The sequence below is a fragment of the Staphylococcus sp. 11-B-312 genome, from assembly GCF_016743055.1.
Lineage (GTDB): Bacteria > Bacillota > Bacilli > Staphylococcales > Staphylococcaceae > Staphylococcus > Staphylococcus ureilyticus.
In genome coordinates this window covers 909,017-931,049 of record NZ_CP068241.1, presented here as the reverse complement: position 1 = coordinate 931,049, position 22,033 = coordinate 909,017, and the positions used below count along the sequence as shown (strand labels likewise).

At 31.5% G+C, this 22,033-nt stretch carries 24 protein-coding genes; 3 read left to right on the top strand and 21 right to left on the bottom strand.

Annotation, left to right across the window (positions count from 1 at the left end):
- Positions 1–79: 79 nt before the first annotated feature.
- The 16 genes from JG554_RS04315 to JG554_RS04240 all read right to left on the bottom strand — a co-directional run bounded on the left by JG554_RS04315 (position 80) and on the right by JG554_RS04240 (position 15,068).
- Positions 80–532 (bottom strand): SprT family protein, encoded by a 453-nt coding sequence (locus tag JG554_RS04315; RefSeq protein ID WP_064209859.1) that lies wholly within the window; start codon positions 530–532, stop codon positions 80–82.
- Positions 525–2,675 (bottom strand): Tex family protein, encoded by a 2,151-nt coding sequence (locus JG554_RS04310; RefSeq protein ID WP_070039497.1) that lies wholly within the window; start codon positions 2,673–2,675, stop codon positions 525–527. Before JG554_RS04310 ends, JG554_RS04315 begins: the two co-directional genes overlap by 8 nt.
- A gap of 143 nt (positions 2,676–2,818) precedes the next feature.
- On the bottom strand, positions 2,819–3,589 hold the full coding sequence (gene sigB / locus JG554_RS04305) for an RNA polymerase sigma factor SigB (protein WP_046207790.1): 771 nt from the start codon (positions 3,587–3,589) through the stop codon (positions 2,819–2,821).
- Entirely contained in the window at positions 3,564–4,046 is a 483-nt protein-coding gene (gene rsbW, locus JG554_RS04300) for an anti-sigma B factor RsbW (protein WP_064209857.1), read from the bottom strand. The genes sigB and rsbW overlap by 26 nt, the downstream gene beginning before the upstream one ends.
- A 1-nt stretch (position 4,047) precedes the next feature.
- Positions 4,048–4,374, bottom strand: a complete 327-nt coding sequence (locus tag JG554_RS04295) for an anti-sigma factor antagonist (RefSeq protein WP_046207788.1) — start codon at positions 4,372–4,374, stop codon at positions 4,048–4,050.
- A gap of 68 nt (positions 4,375–4,442) precedes the next feature.
- Positions 4,443–5,444 (bottom strand): SpoIIE family protein phosphatase, encoded by a 1,002-nt coding sequence (locus JG554_RS04290; RefSeq protein WP_046207787.1) that lies wholly within the window; start codon positions 5,442–5,444, stop codon positions 4,443–4,445.
- Between the two features lie 342 nt (positions 5,445–5,786).
- Positions 5,787–6,149 carry a type II toxin-antitoxin system PemK/MazF family toxin gene (locus tag JG554_RS04285; protein WP_019468010.1) on the bottom strand — a complete coding sequence of 121 codons (363 nt, stop codon included), beginning with the start codon at positions 6,147–6,149 and terminating at the stop codon, positions 5,787–5,789.
- Positions 6,146–6,316 (bottom strand): type II toxin-antitoxin system antitoxin MazE, encoded by a 171-nt coding sequence (gene mazE, locus JG554_RS04280; RefSeq protein ID WP_046207786.1) that lies wholly within the window; start codon positions 6,314–6,316, stop codon positions 6,146–6,148. Before mazE ends, JG554_RS04285 begins: the two co-directional genes overlap by 4 nt.
- An 87-nt stretch (positions 6,317–6,403) precedes the next feature.
- The gene (gene alr, locus JG554_RS04275) at positions 6,404–7,552 is read right to left on the bottom strand and encodes an alanine racemase (RefSeq protein ID WP_070039499.1); all 1,149 of its coding nucleotides are present in this window, start codon (positions 7,550–7,552) and stop codon (positions 6,404–6,406) included.
- 106 nt (positions 7,553–7,658) lie between these two features.
- Entirely contained in the window at positions 7,659–8,009 is a 351-nt protein-coding gene (acpS, locus tag JG554_RS04270; protein WP_046207784.1) for a holo-ACP synthase, read from the bottom strand.
- 34 nt (positions 8,010–8,043) lie between these two features.
- Entirely contained in the window at positions 8,044–8,535 is a 492-nt protein-coding gene (locus tag JG554_RS04265; protein ID WP_046207783.1) for a PH domain-containing protein, read from the bottom strand.
- Positions 8,528–10,033 (bottom strand): PH domain-containing protein, encoded by a 1,506-nt coding sequence (locus tag JG554_RS04260; protein ID WP_070039501.1) that lies wholly within the window; start codon positions 10,031–10,033, stop codon positions 8,528–8,530. The genes JG554_RS04265 and JG554_RS04260 overlap by 8 nt, the downstream gene beginning before the upstream one ends.
- On the bottom strand, positions 10,026–10,505 hold the full coding sequence (locus JG554_RS04255; RefSeq protein WP_070039503.1) for a PH domain-containing protein: 480 nt from the start codon (positions 10,503–10,505) through the stop codon (positions 10,026–10,028). The genes JG554_RS04260 and JG554_RS04255 overlap by 8 nt, the downstream gene beginning before the upstream one ends.
- Positions 10,506–10,726: 221 nt before the next feature.
- Positions 10,727–12,241: a degradosome RNA helicase CshA gene (cshA, locus tag JG554_RS04250; RefSeq protein ID WP_046207780.1), complete on the bottom strand. Its 1,515-nt coding sequence runs from the start codon at positions 12,239–12,241 to the stop codon at positions 10,727–10,729.
- Between the two features lie 388 nt (positions 12,242–12,629).
- Positions 12,630–13,985, bottom strand: coding sequence for a UDP-N-acetylmuramoyl-tripeptide--D-alanyl-D-alanine ligase (locus JG554_RS04245; RefSeq protein ID WP_070039505.1), 1,356 nt, complete (start codon positions 13,983–13,985; stop codon positions 12,630–12,632).
- 12 nt (positions 13,986–13,997) lie between these two features.
- Positions 13,998–15,068, bottom strand: coding sequence for a D-alanine--D-alanine ligase (locus JG554_RS04240; protein WP_046207778.1), 1,071 nt, complete (start codon positions 15,066–15,068; stop codon positions 13,998–14,000).
- A gap of 259 nt (positions 15,069–15,327) precedes the next feature.
- Between JG554_RS04240 and JG554_RS04235 the strand changes: the two genes are divergently transcribed.
- Complete coding sequence (locus JG554_RS04235; protein ID WP_203265377.1) at positions 15,328–16,515, top strand: FtsW/RodA/SpoVE family cell cycle protein; 1,188 nt, start codon at positions 15,328–15,330, stop codon at positions 16,513–16,515.
- A 266-nt stretch (positions 16,516–16,781) separates the two neighbouring features.
- Here the strand turns inward: JG554_RS04235 and JG554_RS04230 are convergent, their stop codons facing one another.
- The 3 genes from JG554_RS04230 to csoR form a co-directional block, all read right to left on the bottom strand.
- Positions 16,782–16,922 carry an Lmo0850 family protein gene (locus JG554_RS04230; protein WP_099091318.1) on the bottom strand — a complete coding sequence of 47 codons (141 nt, stop codon included), beginning with the start codon at positions 16,920–16,922 and terminating at the stop codon, positions 16,782–16,784.
- Between the two features lie 257 nt (positions 16,923–17,179).
- On the bottom strand, positions 17,180–17,386 hold the full coding sequence (gene csoZ / locus JG554_RS04225; protein WP_046207776.1) for a putative copper chaperone CsoZ: 207 nt from the start codon (positions 17,384–17,386) through the stop codon (positions 17,180–17,182).
- A 14-nt stretch (positions 17,387–17,400) separates the two neighbouring features.
- The gene (gene csoR, locus JG554_RS04220) at positions 17,401–17,694 is read right to left on the bottom strand and encodes a copper-sensing transcriptional repressor CsoR (RefSeq protein ID WP_046207775.1); all 294 of its coding nucleotides are present in this window, start codon (positions 17,692–17,694) and stop codon (positions 17,401–17,403) included.
- Positions 17,695–17,834: 140 nt separating this feature from the next.
- On the opposite strand from csoR, the gene cls reads away from it, so the two are divergent.
- Both cls and JG554_RS04210 read left to right on the top strand, forming a co-directional pair.
- A complete protein-coding gene (gene cls, locus JG554_RS04215) occupies positions 17,835–19,319 on the top strand; it encodes a cardiolipin synthase (protein ID WP_046207774.1) in 1,485 nt (494 codons plus the stop codon).
- 277 nt (positions 19,320–19,596) lie between these two features.
- Positions 19,597–20,241 carry an HD domain-containing protein gene (locus tag JG554_RS04210; RefSeq protein WP_070039509.1) on the top strand — a complete coding sequence of 215 codons (645 nt, stop codon included), beginning with the start codon at positions 19,597–19,599 and terminating at the stop codon, positions 20,239–20,241.
- 197 nt (positions 20,242–20,438) lie between these two features.
- On the opposite strand, the gene yidC is transcribed toward JG554_RS04210, so the two are convergent.
- Positions 20,439–21,308, bottom strand: coding sequence for a membrane protein insertase YidC (gene yidC / locus JG554_RS04205; RefSeq protein WP_046207772.1), 870 nt, complete (start codon positions 21,306–21,308; stop codon positions 20,439–20,441).
- An 86-nt stretch (positions 21,309–21,394) separates the two neighbouring features.
- Positions 21,395–22,033 carry a thiamine phosphate synthase gene (gene thiE / locus JG554_RS04200; RefSeq protein WP_070039511.1) on the bottom strand — a complete coding sequence of 213 codons (639 nt, stop codon included), beginning with the start codon at positions 22,031–22,033 and terminating at the stop codon, positions 21,395–21,397.

Genomic DNA, 22,033 nt, shown 5'->3' with positions numbered 1-22,033 from the left:
TAATATCAAACGTGTAAAGTGATTCTTAAATAAAAAAGAGCTGAAAAGTATCAGCTCTCTTGCTACTTAAATTCACTATTTAAAAATGGCTTTGTTCTATCAATTTCCCTTTGCAATGTCCACAAAGCATTTTATTTAAATTCACTTTTCTTATTCTAGCATATTTCACACCACAGTTTGAGCATTTATAGATGTACCTAACTCGATTCTCATAGCTTTCAACTGCTGAACAAAATCTCGGGGCACCTGTTTGCGCACTGAGTAACTTGAAATCTTTATCTTTGTGTTTATATCCTTTTCCTTGTATATGAAGATGGTAATGACATAATTCATGTTTAATAATATCAATAACTGCCTTTTCACCGAAAGCGTCATATTGCTTTGCATTTATTTCTATATTGTGTGTATTCAGTATATAACGACCCCCAGTTGTTCTAAGTCGTTTATTAAAATAAGCTTTATGTTTAAACGGCCTTTTAAAAATTGTGATAGAAATAGACTCTGTCATGCTTTGTAATTTTTCATTATCCATGAGGATCAATCATAGTTAGTGATACTTTCCCTTTCTTGTCATCAATGTCTAATATCCAAACATCAACAATATCTCCAACACTGACAACATCCATTGGGTTTTTAACAAATTTTTTAGATAATTTTGAAATGTGTACAAGGCCATCTTGTTTAACACCAATATCAACAAAAGCTCCAAAGTCAACCACATTTCTTACAGTTCCACTTAACTTCATATCTTTCGATAAATCTTCAATCGATAAGACATCCGATTTTAATATTGGTGTCTCAAATTCATCACGTGGATCTCTATTTGGTGCAATTAACGACTTGATAATATCTTCAAGGGTGGGTTCGCCAATGTTTAGCTTTGTAGCCATGTCAGTCAAATCCACATGATTTAAAGCTGCTTTCAAATCAGCTTTTCCTAAATCATCTGCACTAAAACCAATCTCACTTAACAATTGATAAGTTGCTTGGTAACTTTCTGGATGAATTGATGTATTATCTAAAGGTTCGCTACCATTGATAATTCTTAAAAAACCAATACTTTGTTCAAATGTTTTAGCACCTAACCTTTTTACTTTGGCAATATCCTTATTGTGTTTAATAGGCCCATTTTCTTCACGGTATAAAATTATGTTTTGGGCTATAGTCGAAGACAGACCCGACACATATTGCAATAGTGAGCGTGAAGCTGTATTTACATCAACACCTACTTGGTTAACAGCTGTTTCGACAACAAAAGTTAACGCGCCCTCCAATGCTTTTTGGTTAACATCATGTTGATATTGACCAACGCCAATTGATTTTGGGTCAATTTTTACAAGCTCACTTAACGGATCTTGTACCCTTCTTCCAATCGAAACAGCACTACGTTCTTCTACTTGAAAATCTGGGAACTCTGAACGAGCGATTTCTGAAGCAGAATAAACAGAAGCTCCAGCCTCGTTAACAATTATAAATTGTGTTTTTAATTTATGTTTTTGAATCATTGAAGCTACAAATTGTTCTGTTTCTCTACTAGCTGTACCATTACCGATAGCAATTAAATCAACATCATAGTTATTTACAAACTGAACAAACATTTTCTCCGCGTCTTCCTTTTTATTTACTGGTGGATGCGGGTATATTACTCCTTTAGCTATAAAAGTGCCAAAAGGATTTATTACAGCCAATTTACAACCTGTTCTAAAAGCAGGATCCACTCCTAGAATTTGTTTCCCTTTCATTGGTGGTTGTAATAATAAATTTCTTAAATTTTCGCTGAATACATCAATAGCATGTTTTTCAGCTTTTTCTGTTAGGTCACCTCTTATCTCTCTTTCAATCGAAGGCATGATTAGTCTTTTCAAACTATCAGCAATCGCATTTTCAATAATTGTTGAACCTTCATGATGATGAATCATTTCATGCTTACGAATAAAATTCTCAATGCCTTGAATATCCATATCTATTTTAACTGATAGTATTTTTTCTTTTTCTCCCCGATTGATTGCTAATGTTCTATGATTTGCAATTTTTTTAATTGGTTCTGAATAATCATAATACATTGAAAAAATCTCTTGGTCATCCTCAGCATTCTTTTTCTTTTGTGTAACAATTTTGCCATGCTGAAAAGTGTCTTTAAGTATTTTAGTTCTATATTTAGGTTCATCTGAAACTTTTTCTGCAATAATATCTTGCGCACCTTGTATTGCTTGTTCTATATTTTCTATTTCTTCATTGAAAAATTGAGTTGCTTTTTCTTCTATTGTCATTTCTAAACTAGGATTTTTGAGCCATTTTGCAAAAGGTTCTAAACCTTTTCTTTTCGCTTCCGTAGCTCTTGTTTTCTTTTTCTGTTTATAAGGTCTATATAAATCTTCAACTCTTTGTAGCTTTGTTTGCTTTAAAATGTCATTTTTTAATTCTGTAGTCAGTAAACCTTGTTCTTCTATATTATGTATAACTTCTTCTTTTCTTTTTTGAAGATTAACCATATATTGATATTCATCATTAATTTGTTTTATTTCTACTTCATCTAACCCGCCAGTCTGTTCTTTACGATAGCGTGCAATAAATGGTACTGTATTTTTTTCTTCAAGCAACGTTAATACTGCATTAATTTGTTTACTTGAAAATTTATATTTTTCTTTTATAGATTGTATTAAATTACTATCCATAGTATCCTCCACTCATAAATAAAAAATTTATTACTAATACTTATATATTCTAACATATAACGTTATCTTGATTCTTTTCCTAAAAATAATCGAAGTATAAAAAAGCAGAATTCATTAAATGAATTCTGCTTTAAGCATATATTTTATTGGTTTGCTGCTTCTTGAAGTTTCTTAATTGCTGTTCGTTGTAACCGAGATACATGCATTTGACTTAAACCTATTCTTTCACCTGTTTCTTTTTGACTTAAACCTTCAATAAATGTGCACTGTATAATCTCTCTTTCCCGTTCAGATAAAATTGGGAGTATTTTTTCTAATATCATACGCTTTTCAGTTAAATCATAATTATCATCTTGTTGCCCCATAATATCTAATAATGTAACAGTCGATCCGTCTTTATCCGCTTCAATGGAATGGTCTACACTTAATGCATTATAACTTTGACCCATTTCCATAGCTTCGAGCACATCTTCTTCATTGACTTCCAACCTATCGGCAATTTCAGCAATAGAAGGTGAGCGCTCTAACTCATTTGTCAATTCATCAGTCACTTTCTTAATACGGGGTCCGATTTCTTTAATTCGCCTAGGAACGTGCACACTCCACGTTTTATCACGTAGATAACGCTTAATCTCACCAATTACAGTTGGTACTAAAAAAGCTTCGAACTTTCTATCAAAAGATAGGTCGAATCGGTTAATTGCACCAATTAAACCAACCATACCAACCTGAACGAGATCTTCGTGATGAGATTGACCTTTTGAATATTTATATGCCAATGATTCAATCAACTTTTTATAATGTTTAACAAGTTTATCTTGAGCATCTGAATTCTCATTATTTTGATGCTCCATTATCCACTGGTTGATTTGTTCAGGTGATACGTCATTAACTGATTTCGACTCTCTCGCCATTATTTCGCACCTGCTCTTTTTTTATATACTTAATCATGCTAATGGTTACACCAGAGTTTTTATCCACTGTAACTTCATCCATTAAAGATTCAATTAAAAATAAACCAAGACCTCCCTCTCTAAGGAAATCTATATTTTCATTGTCTTTATATGGTCCTAATTTTGCTTTTGTTTCTTCATAATCGAAACTTTCCCCTTGATCGGAAATTACTATTTTAATTTTATCATCAAAAATTTCAAAACAAAGGTTAATCATTCCTACATCCGTAGCATCGTTTTTATATGCGTGTTTTACTGCATTTGTTACTGCTTCACTCACTGCTATTTTGGCATCTTCTATATCGTCATATGACGCCCCAGCACGTGAAAATACACCTGATAGAGTCAAACGTATTAAGCTTACATACTCTGCTGATGCTGGTAAACGCATTTCTATATAATCTTGTTTAAGTTGCATGTTATTCGACCTCCGTTCCTTCATTAACATGCATCAAATCTTTTAAACCTGTGATATCAAATAGTCGACTTATTCGATCTGAAGCACCTAATATATATAATTCTTTATCGTTTTGATTTAAAGCCTTTAATGTTCCAACAAATAGTCCTAAACCGGTTGAATCCATATAACTAACATTTTCTAAATTTACATATATATCATGCGTTCCCTCTTGTCTCATCGGCATGAGTACTTCTTCAAGTTCTGGAACAGTATAAACATCTAATTCTCCGCCAACTTTAACTTCATAATGTGTATCATGTGATATTGTTTCAATATTTAGATTCATAAATTACACTCCTAAGCATAGTCTCATTAATAACCGTTATACCCTTTTATTTTAATCATTAATCTTATCTAATTCACTCTTTTTATTATCAATATTGTTAAATCGTCTCTTTTTTCTGGATTTTGAATTTTTAAAATTGCTTCATATAAAAGTTGAACAATGTCTTGTGGATGCATATGTTTATACTTTTTTATCATATCTAGTAAATAACTTTTATCTAAAAAGTCACCAGCTTCATTTCTTACTTCTGTGACACCATCTGTAAAAATGATAACTAAGTCATCTAAATGAACGGGTATTTCTTGTTGATTGTATCGTGTTTGTTGGCTAACACCTAAAACGCGACCTCTCACTTTAATTTCCTCAAATGTTTCGGTTTCAGCTCTATAAATATACCCTGGCTCATGGCCAGCAGAACTGCAATATAACAAGTGGTTTAATTCTTCATACAGTCCATAAAACATCGTTACGAACATATTTTGATTCACATTTTTTTCTACCACGCGATTCAATCGTTTAAGACCATCGCTTGGCAATTGGGAATGCCCATATGAATCCATACCAAATTTGATCATACTCATAGCTAAGGCAGCAGGTATACCTTTACCTATAACATCTGCTACTGCAAAACTCATCGTACCGTCTTTATGATCTATTAAATTAAAGTAATCGCCACTAACCTTTTGCGCAGCTACGGAAATTACACCGATTTGAATACTATCGAATTGAGGAATATCTGTCTTAAGCATCGTTTGCTGTAAACGGGATGCTAAGTCGATTTCTTTATCATGATATTGTAATCGATTTACAAGATCTTGATAATCTCTATAATTATAGCCAAATCCTTTTACTACTTCTTTAAGTACGTTGAATGTTTTAGAAATTTGTTCACTACTTAACTCTAATGCTTGAACATAATTTTTATGAATTTCAACGATATCTTCTGGTAGCAAGTCTTTTCTTTTCACTTCTTCGGTGAAGCCTTCACACTTTTTTAATAAATCTGTCTCATTTACTGTGTGTAGACTTTCGTCAATTAGCGCTTTATATTGATTTTTGAACTCTTTCACTCAGTATTTCCTCCTCAAAATGCAAATATAAATCGCATACATCGGTTTTAACAAGAATATATTCTGTTATATGTATGTGTATTAAATATTTAATCAAGCAATACAGTTTTGTTTCTAGCAAAGTGAGATGTTTTTAAATACATACTTTACGTTGATATCGAAAAAAGCTTTAGGATAACCTAAAGCTTTTCAACTTAAACATCCTATTCATAAATATTTGATTACAAACACACGCTTTATTTTCTCTGTTCTATTTCAAATTATCTTGGAATTAAGTGTTTGTTGCATGTATAAGGAATTGATGTCTGTTATTCGTTATTTTATTACGCTCACTTTTAAAAATTATGTTCTATGATTTCTAATATTATGTAAACCTAGGCTAATATCTATAGCATTATTAACTTCTTGCATTTTTTCTTCAGATAGATATGTCAGTTTTTCTTTTAATCTGTTCTTGTCTAACGTCCGTATTTGCTCTAACAATATAACAGAATCTTTGTCGAGTTTATACTTGCTTTTTTCTATTTCTACATGTGTAGGTATTTTAGCTTTATTAATCCTACCTGTAATTGCAGCTACAATTACGGTAGGACTATACTTGTTACCAGTATCATTTTGTATAATGACTACGGGCCTTATTCCCCCTTGTTCAGAACCCTGTACTGGTGACAAATCAGCTAAATAAACGTCTCCTCTTCTCATCATTCATTGTTATTCTTAGATATAATGTAGACTTCATTGCAATCGCAAGCTTCACATTCAAATGGAAATGCTTCCGCCGCAAGGGAGAGATTCAAGTCAGCCATTTGCGAATAGCCTTCTTTTAATAGTTGTTCAATACTATGATTTCTGCTTTGATTAAAACTTGCCATGAATAAAGACCTCCATGTGACTAAAATAGAATATATTGAGATTTCTTGTTAGATATATAATAACAAATTTTAAATACAGTGACTATACTATTTTAGTAATTCATTAAGGATTTCTAGGTCTTGAGTACCATAATAGATACGTGGCAATCTCCTATTTAAGCGACATAAAACTTCATAATTGATAGTATGTTGTTGATATGCCAGCGCTTCCACAGATTGTTCACTGTCTGAATGATGATCCAACAATATCACTTTATCACCAGTTTGAATTTCTTCTGGAATTTTTATAATTATTTGATCCATGCAAACTTTTCCAATAATTTCACATTGTTTGCTGTTAACATTTACATTAAATCCGGTCATCACTCTTGGAAATCCATCTGCATAACCAACAGGAATAATACCGATTTTTGTAGGTTCTGTCGCTGTATAAATACTGCCATAACTCACAGATTCGCCTGGTTGCAAGACTTTTGTTTGTACAATTTCACTAATCCATTGCGCACTTGGTTTTAAATGTATTTTCACACTGTCTTTAACATAACTTGAAGGATAATAACCGTATAATGATATACCCACCCGCACTGAATTACAGAATTGGCTATCTTTCATTAATGCGCCTGCAGAATTTTGCGAATGTATATACTGTGGCTTTTCTTCTTCATTGACAATTGATTCAAATAAACTTTGTTGCTGATTCATTGATTCTCCAGGTTCATCTGCACATGCAAAATGCGTAAATACCCCTTCAAATACTAAATGATCATGGTTATGGATTAACTCAATAACTTCTTTATATTCCGCTGCATCTTTAATACCTAATCTTCCCATGCCAGTATCTATTTTTACATGTAACCATAAATCTTTGTCGTTATCTTCTGGAATTTCTTTTAACGCTTCAACTAACCATGCTTTTGATGGAATTGTGATTGCTACACGATGTTGTATGGCTTTATTAATATTATATGTAGGTATAACTCCTAATATTAAAATTTTAGCATCTATACCGTGCATTCTTAATTCTATCGCTTCATCCAAAGTTGCTACGCCAAAAAAATCAGCGCCATGATCCATAAGGTAACGTGCGATTTTCACGCTGCCAAGGCCATAAGCATTCGCTTTTACGATTGGCATCACCGTTTTATTTGGGTGTAATTTTTGGAAAACTTGAAAATTTGCCACAATTGCATTTAAATCTACGTTTAAATATGTGGATCTATAATACTTATCAGTCATTAAACGAGACCTCCATTTCAAAAATAAAGTTACACTTTGACATACATTAAATTAATTTTATAACAATTAAATAAAGATAGCCAAAACTTTATATTAAAATCGTTTTTTATTTTTCTATAATGACTTGGCTCATTGCGTAATGTTCTGTGTGTGAAATACTTACATGAACTGTAAAACCATCATAATGTATACATGGTTTTCCAAGTTCATCATTAAAACAATCTATTTCATTTAATGCTATAGTTTTTCCAAGTCCTGTACCGAGCGCTTTGCTAAAAGCTTCTTTACAGGTAAATCTTCCCGCTAAAAATTCTATTTTACGCGTTTCACTTTTAAATTGATGAAAGTGTTGTTGCTCATTTTTTGACAATACACGTTCTACCAATTTATCTTGTCTATAGTAAAGTTTTTTTATTCTAGCTATTTCTATTAAATCAACGCCTATACCATGTATCATTAGCTACTCCTGCCTTTCTATGATAAGTTTTTTATTATAAATTCTGTGGCATAGAATGATTACCTTTTTTTATTTCTTGTTTCAATGTATTTGCTTTATTTTTGTCAATTAGCTTTATTTCAGTATTTCCACCGGCTGTCGACAAGGTTAAACTCGCCAAATTATATTTTCTCATTAAGATACCTTCATGGGTATCGACATTTTGAATACGAAACAAAGGAATTTTCACTACATTAATAAACCACAAGCCATTTCTAACCGTGATTTCTTGATTTTCTAACTTATATCTAAATATTTTATATTTATAAATCGGTCTAATCATACCACCGATAATGATAACAATGAATGCAATTATGATATTAATCGTCCATAACCAAAACATGACTTTAGAACTTATGAAATGTAACCATACCTTATCTATTACTGTAATGATTGATAAAGCCAAAATTAATAAAATTGCAGTAATTATTGAAGCAATACAAATGACTGTTTTGCCTGATGGATCCATATAATTATATTCATTCATCAAAATCACCTCTCAAATACCATGATTTTAGTTTTTCCACATGACTAACTTCACTATATTTTAACCCTATTTCTGCACTGCCAGCCGCTTTAGCAATGATAAATTTAAAGTTTGCTAGGTTACTTCGAATAAGAAACGGATTTTCTGACATTTCCATACCTAACAATTTGTTGTGTTTAAAATATGTGTTTTTAAATCCAAACATAGTTACATTCCGCACAACTAATTCATCGTGATTTAAGTTTAAACCAGAGGATTTAATAACGATAAAACTGTGAAGAATCATTATTAATATTAGGCACCCTGCAATAACAAATGACCAAACAGACCAGTAATAAGTAGCAATCGTAGCACCGATAAGTAATACTAGTGATTCTCTCCAAAAATACCTATGAAATCCCCTCCAAGGCATGCCTAGTTTTGGTTCAGTGAATTTCATGTCTGGTATCAGGTGCTTTATCAGATAAAATGCTTTTTGCCTCTTAATAAATGGTAAAATCATTACATTGCCGCCTAGAGTAACATCATCCTTATCAACACCATCCATATCACTCGTAATTACAAAATGAATTGAAGTATAGCCAAATAACTTTCTTATAAATGATTGACGTTCTACAATCGCTTGCACACGGTCAGTTGGTACAGTAATACTTTTGACATTAAACAAACCATATTGAATATTTAACTGTGTACCTTGTTGCTTAACCGTATAATTAAAATTTCTAACTATTTCTATGATAGTGCCAAAAATATAACTCACTACAATGACCAAGACAACAATCATTAAAATAATCATAAAAGCAGTCTGAAAAATTTCAGAAAATGTATTGGTAATTTTATGCCAAGGTAAAATATCACTTAATGCAAACATGACTGGTGACAATGTTGCAAAAGCTACACCAATGACACCACTTGTTAAAGCCATAAATAAAAGTTCTTTAAAATTTAATTTATAAATATTCATAGCTGGCGACTGCATTTTTTGTTCTTTTTCAGCATCCTGCTCTGCAAAAGAATTATTGTTGTCAATGATTTCGCTATTTTGAGTCAGTTTTTGCTGTTTTTCTTTTAATGTTTGCTGTATAAAATCACTTTGATTTTTGGATACAGTGTCTAACTCTATACCATCACTAGGCGTTTTAATTTGAAGTATTACCCCACCCACAATTTGATTAATAATACCTTGTGAAGTATCTAACGTTTGAATTCTGCGTATATTTAACTCTTTCCTTTCTTTACTAAAAATACCAGTGGCTAAAATAAAATGATCATTTTCAATCCAATATCTAGTGTTATAAACCTTTAATATTTGTATTATAAACGAAATCAGAAAGATAATAGTAACAATGCCTGGATAGATATATGATTTATAATCCGTAAAATCAAAGTTGCGTAAATTAAACACTAAAAAAATAAAAATCAAAATAATATTTTGTTTAATCGCCTCTATTATTCCAGTTATGTATGAAATTGGATGTAATTTTTGAGGACTATACATCATAATCAGCTCCTCGTAAGTATTTTAAAATATTATGTTCAAATACTTCAATTTCCTTTGTTAACATCAACGGGAAATCAAGTGAGTGGCCAGCTGTCACCAAAGTTAGCCTTGATATATGTAATTGTTTTAATAATGGATTGCTTTTTCTTTTTAAAAATTGCGTTCGCTCATATTTAACAATTTCATTCTTTTTAAAAAATATTCCTGTTTTGATTTCAATATATTGGTCTTTGACGCAGTAAAAAGTATATTTATACTTCAACCAAGGTCTCAACAGCATATATATTACATCAAAAATCGTTATTGCAATAAATATGTAAATTAAAAAATGCCACCAATTATAATGATTCCATAAAAATACTAATGCAATCATAAATAATAAACTAACAATCAATTCAAGAGCTTCTAGTATGTAATAATATCTCATCGCTTGTTTAGGGATGCGCCTAAATTGTTGGTCGTTAGTCATAATTACACTCCTCCATAAAATTTTTCAATTCATTATAACATAGGGACATGTTTGCTTCATTATCGTCGTAGAAGGCAATGATTATTCTAATATTTTTATCATCACTTTAATTTCCCACTTTTTCTAATCACTTTTATGTGATTGAATCGATTTTAGATATAAAAAAATCACTCCAATAAATTGGAGTGACTAAACCTAAAATTCATATATGATAAAGTATTTTATTTTTTATGGTCTGCGAATGTGCGACCCTTCATTGATTTTTTGTTGTTTCTATCTGATGATCTATCATTTTTCTTTTTATTGTTGAAGCCGCCTTTATTTGGACGACGATTTCTGCTATCGAATTTGCCGCCACCACGTTTATGGTTTCCACCACGTTTTGGTCCACCTTTACCTTGGCGACCTTTGCCTCGAGATAATGGCTTTTCAAATGTTAATTGAACATCAACTTCATCGTTTGATTCAACTAACTCTTGCAATAATGCTGCTACTAAATTTACATCATTATATTCTTCCAGTAATTCTGTTGCAATACGTTCCAGTCTTGGTTCGCTATCTCTTGACATCCAGTTTTGAACTTTACCTTTAATGTCGTCTTCACGTGCTTTAAGCACTTCTTTACGATGCGGTGGTCTCAATGCAGTCATTTGTCGTTTGTTCGTTTGTTCAATTTGACGGATATAATCCATTTCAATTGGGTTAACAAAAGTAATTGCTACACCTTTTTTACCAGCACGACCCGTACGGCCAATTCTGTGAGTATAACTTTCAGTATCTTGAGGTATATCAAAGTTATAAACATGGCTTACACCTGATATATCGAGTCCTCTTGCTGCAACATCTGTAGCAACTAAGATATCTAATTGGTCGTTCTTAAATTTCTTCAATACTTCTAAACGTTTAGCTTGTGTGATATCGCCATGTAAACCTTCAGCTTTATATCCTTTTGAAATTAACGCACTTGTTAGTTCGTCAACACGACGCTTAGTACGACCAAAAACAATTGCTAACTCAGGTTGATGTACATCTAAGAAATTTGTAAATGTATCAAATTTTTCTAATTCTTTTACAATTGTGTAATATTCATCTATTTGAGGATCTGACATTTCATTATTCATAGTTTTAACAATTTCTGGTGATTTCATAAATTGTTGTACCAATGTTTGAATAGCTTTTGGCATTGTAGCTGAAAATAACATTGTTTGACGTTGTTCTGCTGGTATTTTATCCATAATAAATTTCATATCATCAATAAAGCCCATATTCATCATTTCATCTGCTTCATCTAATATTAATGTATGAATAGTGTTTGTTTTTAACGTACGACGATTTAAATGATCAATAACACGTCCAGGTGTACCTACAACAATTTGTGGACCCTTTTTAAGTGATTTAATTTGACGATCTATTGGCATTCCACCAAATACAGTTACTATTTGTACATTTTGGCCGGTCGCAAATGCTCTAAGTGATTCAGCAACTTGCATCGCCAATTCTCTAGTTGGTGCTAATATTAATGATTGAACTCCATCTTGTCCTGCCACTTTTTCAATAAGTGGAATACCAAAAGCGCCTGTTTTTCCTGTACCTGTTTGCGCTTGACCAAGAACATCCTTACCTTCTAAGGCAAGAGGGATACTCTCTTTTTGTATAGGAGTGGCCTCATCGAACCCCATTGATACTAGGGTTTCTACCGTTTTATCTGAGATCCCTAATTCTTTAAAATTTTGCAATATAATTCTCCTTTATTTATCTGTATTTCTCTACATATATGTTCATCTAAGTTTCTTCAACTTCTTTATAGTACCACCTCAAGTCTATAATCGCAATAAACCAAATTTATTATAATGACATAATTCACCTCATTAATAATCAAAGTAAACTGAGAAAATACTGTGATATATAGGTTGTAAGCGTTTAATTATATTTACCAGTATTTATTTTTGTTTACGAAAAAATTGTAGATTTATTTATATTGATAATTTTTAGTAATTTTTAAAAATAGTAACTTAAATGAACTAGTTCAAGTTACTAACTATCGAAATATCTATTTTATTTATAACAAAATAAAACACCACTTTCCCACTAATAAAAGTGATATGAAATGTGGTGTTAATAATTTTAAATTAAGGCATCTACAACTTCTTCTAATTGCATCCCTCTTGAACCTTTAATTAGTATTTTATCTTGTGGTTCAGTATTTGATTTTAATGACTGTATCAGTGCAGCTTTATCTGTAAAATGTTCTGCATATTTTACAAACGCTTTGCCTGTACGATGAATATGACCCGCTTCTGTTCCATAAGTATATAACGCATCGATTTGTTTATTAACTAAATAATCACCAACCGCTTCATGCATTGTTTGACTATTAGGCCCTAATTCTAAGACATCACCTAACACAAGTATCTTGCGGCCTCCCATACTGCTGAGTGTATCAATAGCGGCTTTCATACTAGTTGGACTAGCATTATAAGCATCATTGATAACAAGCGTATCGGAGTCGGTATGGTGTTGTTCCATTCTCATACCTGTAAGTTGAACCGCTTGAATATTTTGATGTATCGTTTCATAACTCAGATTAAGTCTTTTACCAACAGCAATAGCTATAGTTGCGTTTTTCATATTATGTTCACCTAAAATTGGTAATTCATAATGCTCATTTTCATTAATATTAAAAACAATACCATTATCATCTATATTGTCAATTTTACAAACTAAATCATTATTTTCTTTTTTACCTATACTCATTAAATCTATATCTACTAATTTATCGACATGAGGCTTTAATAATGGCTCATCTCCATCGTAGATAAATAGACCTTGAGGTTTAAGACCAAATGAAATTTCCGCTTTAGCTTTCGCTATACCTTCACGCGATCCTAAATCTTGCATATGTGATTCGCCAATATTAGTAATAATTGCAATATCTGGGTTAGCTAATTGTGATAATGCTTCAATTTCATGAAAACCAGACATACCCATTTCTAATATAGAAATTTCAGTATCTTGATCTAATTGCAAAATGGTTAACGGCATACCGATTTCATTATTATAATTTCCTAGTGTTTTTTTCACTTTAAATTGAGGCTTTAATACACTTTCTATCATGTCTTTAGTCGTTGTTTTACCATTAGAACCTGTAACAGCGATCACAAATGGATTAACAAATGCCAAATAGGCTTTGGCTAACTGCTGCAATGCTTCCAATGTGTCATCTACCCAAATAATAGGGCCAGAAATTTGAGGGGCTAAAACACTGTCCTTCTGACAAAATGCCGCTCCCGCACCATCTTCCAACGCTTGATTCACATATTTATGTCCGTCGACATGTTCTCCTTTAAAAGGAATAAACAAATTTTGTTCGTCGATTTTTCTTGAATCTATAGAAACACCTTTAATTGTGTAATCTAAATAGTCATTATCAATCTCGCATGGAATCCAGTCTTGAATTTGTTCTAAAGTTACTTCAATCATGATTTAACCGCCTCAATCAATTTTATATTTATTTTTCTTTTTATCTTCATGTTTTTCTTTTGCTAATTCAATTAATTTACTTATGAGTTCTGCATAACTTACGCCCATGTTTTCCCATAAACTTGGATACATACTATAAGCTGTGAAACCAGGCATAGCATTTGTCTCGTTTATAAAAATTTGATTATCTTCCGTTACAAAGAAATCAGCGCGCAATAATCCTGAACAATCTGTTGCTTTAAATGCTTCTACAGCCATATTTCTTAAAGTCATTTTTACATCATCATTCAAGTCAGCTGGAATATCCAATTTGATTTTTCCATCTTTATACTTAGCTTTGTAATCATAAAATGCCACATCTTTAACTACCTCTCCCGGCCAAGTCGTTTCTGGGTAGTCATTACCTAAGACAGCCACTTCAATTTCTCTAGCGTTGATGCCTTGCTCAATTACTAATTTACGATCAAATTGAAATGCTTCTTCTATACCTTGTTTCAACTCTTCCTCATCGTTACATTTACTAATACCTACGCTTGATCCTAAATTTGCAGGTTTCACAAATACAGGATATTCTAACTTGTCATGTACTAATTTCAAAATATTATTTTCGTATTTTTGATATTCGCTTCTTAAGAAACTTACATATGGTAATTGAGGTAAGCCTCTATGCGCAAAGAGTTGTTTCATCACAAGCTTATCCATTGAACTTGAGGCTGCTAGCACACCATTACCAACGTATGGAATATCTAACACTTCAAATAAACCTTGAATTGTTCCATCTTCACCATTCGGTCCATGTAGTAATGGGAAAACCGCACTATATGCTGTGCCAAGGCTGCCTTCATTTAATAATTTGGAGATTTCTCCGGCAGGAACATCTGCTAATCGTAACGCATCTATGTCATCTATAGGATCTACGATATTTTCTTTCTTTTTCCAATCTCCATCGTTTGTTATGTAAATAATGTCCACTTGATATTTTTCTTTATCAATCGCATTTAAGACATTTTGTGCTGTTAATATTGATACATCGTGTTCAGCACTTTTCCCTCCATATACGATACAAACATTTTCTTTAGCCATATTTTAGCCTCCATATAGAATTCTTAAACTACATCATATCACGATTTATTAGCATTTTGCATTTGTTATGTAGTTGTAAAATAATTGTTTTTTATAAGTATATTGAAGTTTTTAAAGTATTTAAAGTGAAAACTTCAATGACACTTAAAATAATTATTTAAGTTTTACATACCCTACTTCTAGCAAAATCGTATAAAGTTCGGTAAAATCTATATATACTACAAGTAATTGAAATAATAGTTTTCCAAAGGAGTAAGAAATGAATACTTCACGTCAATCAAAAAATAATCATTGGATCCGAAAAATAGACTGGATTTTAATTGGCTTCATCGCATTACTAGCAATCATAAGTATTACGTTTATTAGTTCTGCAATGGGCGGAGGTCAATATAGCGCTAACTTTAGTATACGCCAGATACTATATTATGTTTTTGGGGCGATTATCGCATTTCTAATAATGCTAATTTCACCTAAAAAACTTATGAAATATACATATTTACTTTATATTATACTTTGTTTCTCATTGTTTTTATTACTAATTATTCCAGAAACACCTATCACACCGATTATTAACGGGGCAAAAAGTTGGTATACGTTTGGACCAATTAGTGTTCAACCATCCGAATTTATGAAAATAGTTATGATTTTAGCTTTGGCCAAAATTGTAACTAAACATAACCAATTTACATTTAACAAATCTTTAGAAACTGACTTTAAATTATTCTTTAAAATTATCGGTATAGCTTTTATCCCTATGGTACTTATATTATTGCAAAATGATCTAGGTACAACACTGGTTATCTTTGCGATTATTATCGGTGTTATGATAATCAGTGGAATCACTTGGAAGATACTAGCACCTATATTAATAGGGTCAGTCGTTATTGCTTCTACGGTGATATTATCAGTGATTTATAAACCTTCTATTTTAGAAAATAGTTTCGGCATTCTACCTTACCAATTGAGTCGTATCAATTCGTGGCTTGATCCCTATACTTATAGTAGTGGTGATGGATTTCATTTAACTGAGTCACTTAAAGCGATTGGTTCTGGACAACTATTTGGTAAAGGGTTCAATCAAGGTGAAGTTTATATTCCTGAAAACCATACGGATTTTATTTTCTCAGTTATTGGAGAAGAATTTGGTTTTATTGGTTCAGTCATTTTGCTATTGATTTTTCTTGCATTTATTTTTCACTTAGTAAGACTTGCTACTAAAATTGAATTACCGTTTAGTAAAATTTTCATCATTGGATTTACGACAATGATACTATTCCATATCCTAGAAAATATTGGTATGACCATTCAGTTATTACCAATTACGGGTATACCATTGCCATTTATTAGTTATGGTGGTAGCTCATTATGGAGTTTAATGTGTGGTATTGGCGTGATATTATCAATTTATTATCACCAATCTAGACAATATACAACGCAAAACAAATAGCTACTTGTTTTGCATTGACATATTTAAAAAGCGTTGAAAACTCTTAGATCAAAAAGTTTTCAACGCTTTTGTTTTTTATAAATTTATCGTTCAACACGGCACACTAAAATGGAATGAGTAGAAAATCAATTTATTTAATAAGGCTTCACCGTACCATCCCTTCAAGTCAAGATTAACTGCTGCTTTAACAATAAGAGGCTGAGACAATCAATGTCTCAGCCTCTTAAATTTGCATATATGCTTTTAATCTTTGTATGGGTAACGCACTATTTCAATTCGTTAGCGGTTTTCACAGTCGTTGGTAAAGTATGCATAACTTCTAATCTTGATTTAGTTTTCTTTATGTTTACCCCTAATGATGATAATAGTTTAACTACATTTTGAATCTTTTCGTTATCTTTACTCATATCATCACTCCTAAATTCTAGCTTCTATTATATCTTACCCTATTTATTTACGAATTACTACATGTTATTGAAATTTTCTTTATCTTATAAAATAATTTTTGTTTTATTACGTAATTTTAAAACATTCACTTATAATTATTATAAGCAATAAAAACAAAAACAGAATATAAATCAATACCAGTCAGTCTATTGATTGTTTCACCCTGTACTTTATAACATGATATGAGAAAGATAACATTTCAATGACTGAAGTCGATTTAATACAAAATTTCAAATCCTAAATCATATAAGTCTTTTTCTAAATTGTTTAAACTTGCTGGTGTTTCAAATTCTATAAACACTTGTGCTTTTTCAATTTCAACTGAAACATGATTCACACCGATGATTTGTGATAATGTTCTTTCTATTTGAAGCTTATCTTGTTTATTATCTATTTTACGTAAATAAATCGTTTGTGATTCCATTGGCGTCACCTGTTCTAATCTTTCATTAACTTTTGGAAAGTTACCAACAACTCATCCATTGCTTCTTGTTGCTCACCTTGGTTCACTTTATCCATAATACAACTTTTCATATGGTGATCTAATAATTTCGTAGCAACACTATTAAGTGCTGATCTTGTCGCTCTAATTTGTGTAAGCACATCATCACAATATACATCTTCATCAATCATACGATTGATCGCTCTTACTTGTCCTTCAATGCGATTTAAACGAGATTTTAAATTTGATTTAATTTGTTCAGAATGATGCGCTTTTTGCATTTCTGCCATGATCCAACGCCCCCTCTTAATATACATTTATAATATACCCCTATCAGGTATTAGTCAAGTGATAAAAACGTGGTACCATGTTACAATGATGAAGAATTTATCAATTGTAAATTAATTGAATAGCAATTTGGAGGTTTAATATGATAGATATTTTTGCTATAACTTACAACCATACAAACGTCATCATTAATGTTATTCTGATTGGCGCATTTATATTAAACCTAATCTTTGCATTTACAATTATCTTTATGGAGCGACGATCTGCTGGTTCTGTTTGGGCATGGATATTGGTTTTGGGTCTTATACCTATTTTAGGTTTTATCGTGTATTTACTTTTTGGTCGCCAAATCCAACGCGAACATATCTTTAGTTTAGACGAAGAAGATAAAGTCGGCATTGAAATGATTGTAAATGAACAACTAGAAGCTTTGAAAAATGATGATTTTTCTAAAGGCAATCATCAAATCGTAAAATTTAAAGATATGGTTCAAATGTTATTGTATAATAATGCGGCTTTCTTAACTACTGATAATGATATAAGCATCTTTATAGACGGAAAAGAAAAGTTTGATGCACTTATTGAAGATATATATAATGCCAAAGATTATATACATATTCAATACTATATTTTCCGTAATGATTATCTAGGAAAACGAATATTAACTGCATTAGAACATAAGCTTGACGAAGGTGTCGAAGTGAAAATGCTTTATGACGACATGGGGTCTAGAGGTTTATCTATAAAAGACTTTAAAGCTTTTAGAAAAAAAGGTGGACTCGTTGAAGCATTCTTTCCATCTAAATTACCATTAATCAATTTGAGAATGAATAATCGTAATCATAGAAAAATTGTTGTTATCGATGGACATATTGGTTACGTAGGTGGATTTAACGTCGGTGATGAATATTTGGGACTTAAGAAAAAATTTGGATACTGGAGAGATACACATCTCCGTATCGTTGGTGATGCCGTTAACGCTTTACAACTTCGTTTTATGCTTGACTGGAACTCACACTCAACACGTGATAATTTAAGATATGAAGAACGTTATTTTCCAGACGTAGATTCAGGTGGTACGACGGGTGTGCAAATTGCTTCTAGTGGTCCTGATGAAACGTGGGAACAAATAAAATACGGTTATTTAAAAATGATTGCTTCAGCAAAGCATTCTATTTATATACAATCGCCTTATTTTATTCCCGATCAAGCATTTTTAGATGCTGTTAAAATTGCTTCTTTAGGTGGCGTGAACGTAAATATCATGATACCTAATAAACCGGATCATCCTTTTGTTTATTGGGCAACATACAATAACGTTGCTTCTTTATTAGATGCTGGTGTGAATATCTTTCACTACAATAATGGTTTCTTACATTCTAAAACACTCGTCATTGATGATGAAGTTTCCAGTGTTGGAACAACAAATATGGATCACCGCAGCTTCACATTAAACTTTGAGATAAACGCATTCATCTATGACCCACATATTGCTAAAGCTTTAAGAATGGCTTTTGAAGAAGATTTAAATGTCTCTTATAGATTAACTAAAGCACTATATGAACAAAGAAGTTTATGGGTCAAATTTAAAGAAGGCATTTCAAGATTATTATCTCCGATTTTATAGAATCATTATCAGTCCGAGACTTATCATATGTCTCGGACATTTTTAATCTTAGTAATTATAAACAACCGAATTAAAAAATGTATTTCTACGCTTATAAAAGCTTAAAGTATATACATGTTGTTTGTCACTCTAGTAAAAACACTTAATACTTTCATCTTAGAAAGATTGTTGATCACCCACTATTTAAACACATCAATGTATTATTTATAATTTTATAACAATTAAATCTCAATTAATAATTTAGTTTAGTTTTTTGTCAAAATGGAGGCAACTTGATATGACTAATGAAGATATAATCACTAAAGCGCAAAACTACATGAAACTTTTTCATAAAGATGATACAACCGGGCACGATATTGCACATATACAACGCGTAACAAGATTAGCAGAATATATTGCTAACAATGAACAACAAGGTCATTTACTCACCATACAATTAGCAAGTATTTTACACGATACTATCGATAGCAAACTTACAAATACTAAAGAAGCAAAAGTAAAGTTAGCTCAATTCCTCAATGGTTTGGAACTTGATCTCGTAATACAACAAGATGTGTTACATATTATTGAACATATCAGTTATAAAAATGGTAAAAATGATCATGTTAAATTATCGATTGAAGGACAAATTGTTCGTGATGCTGATCGTTTAGATGCGATTGGTGCAATTGGTATAGCACGCACATTTCAATTTGCAGGTCATTTTGGTGAACCTATGTGGATTGACCAACAATCCAATAATAAAAAAAAATCTAATCAATCATATTTTGATTGGAAACCTTCTGCAATAAAACACTTTTATGAAAAATTATTTAAACTTAAATCACTCATGCACACTCAAACAGCAAAAAATTTAGCGCAACAACGACATGAATTTATGAAAAATTATGTAGATACTTTTTTCAAAGAATGGTATTTTTAAAAATTCAAGTATGTTTGTTCCAGACTTTGTAGACCATCTTTATATATTGGATAGCTACGTTACTTTCGAAACTAAGATACATTTATTTTAAATATAAAAATAGAAGCACTTGAGATAATCATCTCAAGTGCTTCTAAACTTTATACCTGCTATATATTATGTACCAGGTCTATCATTTAAATTAATGATGTAATGCATTATTTCTTTTTAGATTTCTTAGGTGCTACTTGTGTGTTTTTACCTTTGCTAGCTTTTTCAGAATTATTATTCTTCATTGCTTCAATCATTGGAGCAACTTCTTTTTTAGCAAGATTAGAATAATACATGTTGGCAACTTGAGTTTGTACAATCAAGAATGCCGCACTGACTGACCAATAAAGACCTAATGCTGACGCAGAACTTAAAGAAATCCAAACAATCATAATTGGAGAAATAATCATCATCATATAACCCATTTGACGTTGTTCATTTGGCATACTCTTACTTGATACAAAAGCTTGTAAGAAGTATAAAATACCAGCGATAACAGTAATCCAAATATCAGGTTGAGACAAGTTAAACCAAAGGAAATTTGGGTGTTCCGTAAATCCACCACTTGACGGGTATTTCAATACGAAGAATAAGCCCATAATGATTGGCATTTGAATTAAGATTGGTAAACAACCTAACATGCTCTTCATTGGATTCATATCGTATTTTTTATATACTTCCATCATTTCTTGGTTTGCAGCCATTTTTTCTTCTTGCGTTCTAGAACGCTTAACTTTTTCTTGAACTGCATCAATATCCGGTTTTGCAACCTTCATTTTTTCTCGCATCATATGACTATTTTTATAGTTTGATAACATGAAAGGCAATAATACAACACGTATTGCCAATACAAGTACTACTATTGCTAAACCATAATCATTGTTGAAACTTGTTCCCAACCAATGAATTAACTTGTCCATTGGTTCTACAAACGTATTAAAGAAAAATCCATCTCTATTTTCAGGTTTAGAGTAGTCACAGCCTGCTAAAAGGACCATTACACCTAATAATAAAGGTAGTAGCGCTTTCTTTTTCATTTTTCCACCTCTAATGATATATTCACATAAAATTTATTTTATCATACTCAAAGGAAAGTAGAAAACAAAAAAAGAAATTTTCCGCATTATTCAACAGTTTGTAAAAATTGTTGTACAGTTTCTTGGATATTTGAACTTTTCGAGATTGCAGAAATAATTGATAATCCATCTGCACCATGATTCATAATGATTTGAGCATTTTTTGTATTAATACCTCCAATTGCAACGATTGGAAAATCTTGAACTTTAGTTCTTAATGTTTGAATCATTCCTGGGCCCACTGGAGCTTTAGCATCTGATTTTGAGCCCGTATGATACATCGGTCCAACACCGATATAATCAACATTGGTTAAGTCCGATACTTGATATTCTTCTAAATCACTTACACTAAGACCTATTATTTTATTACTAAATGTACTGGCGAATGCATCAATATTGGCATCATTTTGTCCTACATGTATTCCATCAGCATCTATTGCTTTTGCTAAGTCTACATCATCATTAACAATAAAAGGAACATGATAACTTTTACATAAAGATAATAATTTTTGTGCAAGTTCAATTTTGGCATTTCCTGTTAATGAACCGTCCCCTTTTTCTCGAAATTGGAACATTGTAATTCCTGATTCTAAAGCTTCAGTCACAACATCTATGATTGATGTTTGTTTTGGTATATCTTGTGTACCACAAATAAAATATAGCTTTAAATACGCTTTATTAAACAT

Excerpts from the sequence above, each read along its gene's own strand:
- JG554_RS04315 (WP_064209859.1), bottom strand. The coding sequence starts at position 532 with ATGGATAATGAAAAATTACAAAGCATGACAGAGTCTATTTCTATCACA.
- JG554_RS04310 (WP_070039497.1), bottom strand. The coding sequence starts at position 2,675 with ATGGATAGTAATTTAATACAATCTATAAAAGAAAAATATAAATTTTCA.
- sigB (WP_046207790.1), bottom strand. The coding sequence starts at position 3,589 with ATGGCGAGAGAGTCGAAATCAGTTAATGACGTATCACCTGAACAAATC.
- rsbW (WP_064209857.1), bottom strand. The coding sequence starts at position 4,046 with ATGCAACTTAAACAAGATTATATAGAAATGCGTTTACCAGCATCAGCA.
- JG554_RS04295 (WP_046207788.1), bottom strand. The coding sequence starts at position 4,374 with ATGAATCTAAATATTGAAACAATATCACATGATACACATTATGAAGTT.
- JG554_RS04285 (WP_019468010.1), bottom strand. The coding sequence starts at position 6,149 with ATGATGAGAAGAGGAGACGTTTATTTAGCTGATTTGTCACCAGTACAG.
- mazE (WP_046207786.1), bottom strand. The coding sequence starts at position 6,316 with ATGGCAAGTTTTAATCAAAGCAGAAATCATAGTATTGAACAACTATTA.
- alr (WP_070039499.1), bottom strand. The coding sequence starts at position 7,552 with ATGACTGATAAGTATTATAGATCCACATATTTAAACGTAGATTTAAAT.
- acpS (WP_046207784.1), bottom strand. The coding sequence starts at position 8,009 with ATGATACATGGTATAGGCGTTGATTTAATAGAAATAGCTAGAATAAAA.
- JG554_RS04265 (WP_046207783.1), bottom strand. The coding sequence starts at position 8,535 with ATGAATGAATATAATTATATGGATCCATCAGGCAAAACAGTCATTTGT.
- JG554_RS04260 (WP_070039501.1), bottom strand. The coding sequence starts at position 10,033 with ATGTATAGTCCTCAAAAATTACATCCAATTTCATACATAACTGGAATA.
- JG554_RS04255 (WP_070039503.1), bottom strand. The coding sequence starts at position 10,505 with ATGACTAACGACCAACAATTTAGGCGCATCCCTAAACAAGCGATGAGA.
- JG554_RS04245 (WP_070039505.1), bottom strand. The coding sequence starts at position 13,985 with ATGATTGAAGTAACTTTAGAACAAATTCAAGACTGGATTCCATGCGAG.
- JG554_RS04240 (WP_046207778.1), bottom strand. The coding sequence starts at position 15,068 with ATGGCTAAAGAAAATGTTTGTATCGTATATGGAGGGAAAAGTGCTGAA.
- JG554_RS04235 (WP_203265377.1), top strand. The coding sequence starts at position 15,328 with ATGAATACTTCACGTCAATCAAAAAATAATCATTGGATCCGAAAAATA.
- JG554_RS04230 (WP_099091318.1), bottom strand. The coding sequence starts at position 16,922 with ATGAGTAAAGATAACGAAAAGATTCAAAATGTAGTTAAACTATTATCA.
- csoZ (WP_046207776.1), bottom strand. The coding sequence starts at position 17,386 with ATGGAATCACAAACGATTTATTTACGTAAAATAGATAATAAACAAGAT.
- csoR (WP_046207775.1), bottom strand. The coding sequence starts at position 17,694 with ATGGCAGAAATGCAAAAAGCGCATCATTCTGAACAAATTAAATCAAAT.
- cls (WP_046207774.1), top strand. The coding sequence starts at position 17,835 with ATGATAGATATTTTTGCTATAACTTACAACCATACAAACGTCATCATT.
- JG554_RS04210 (WP_070039509.1), top strand. The coding sequence starts at position 19,597 with ATGACTAATGAAGATATAATCACTAAAGCGCAAAACTACATGAAACTT.
- yidC (WP_046207772.1), bottom strand. The coding sequence starts at position 21,308 with ATGAAAAAGAAAGCGCTACTACCTTTATTATTAGGTGTAATGGTCCTT.
- thiE (WP_070039511.1), bottom strand. The coding sequence starts at position 22,033 with ATGTTTAATAAAGCGTATTTAAAGCTATATTTTATTTGTGGTACACAA.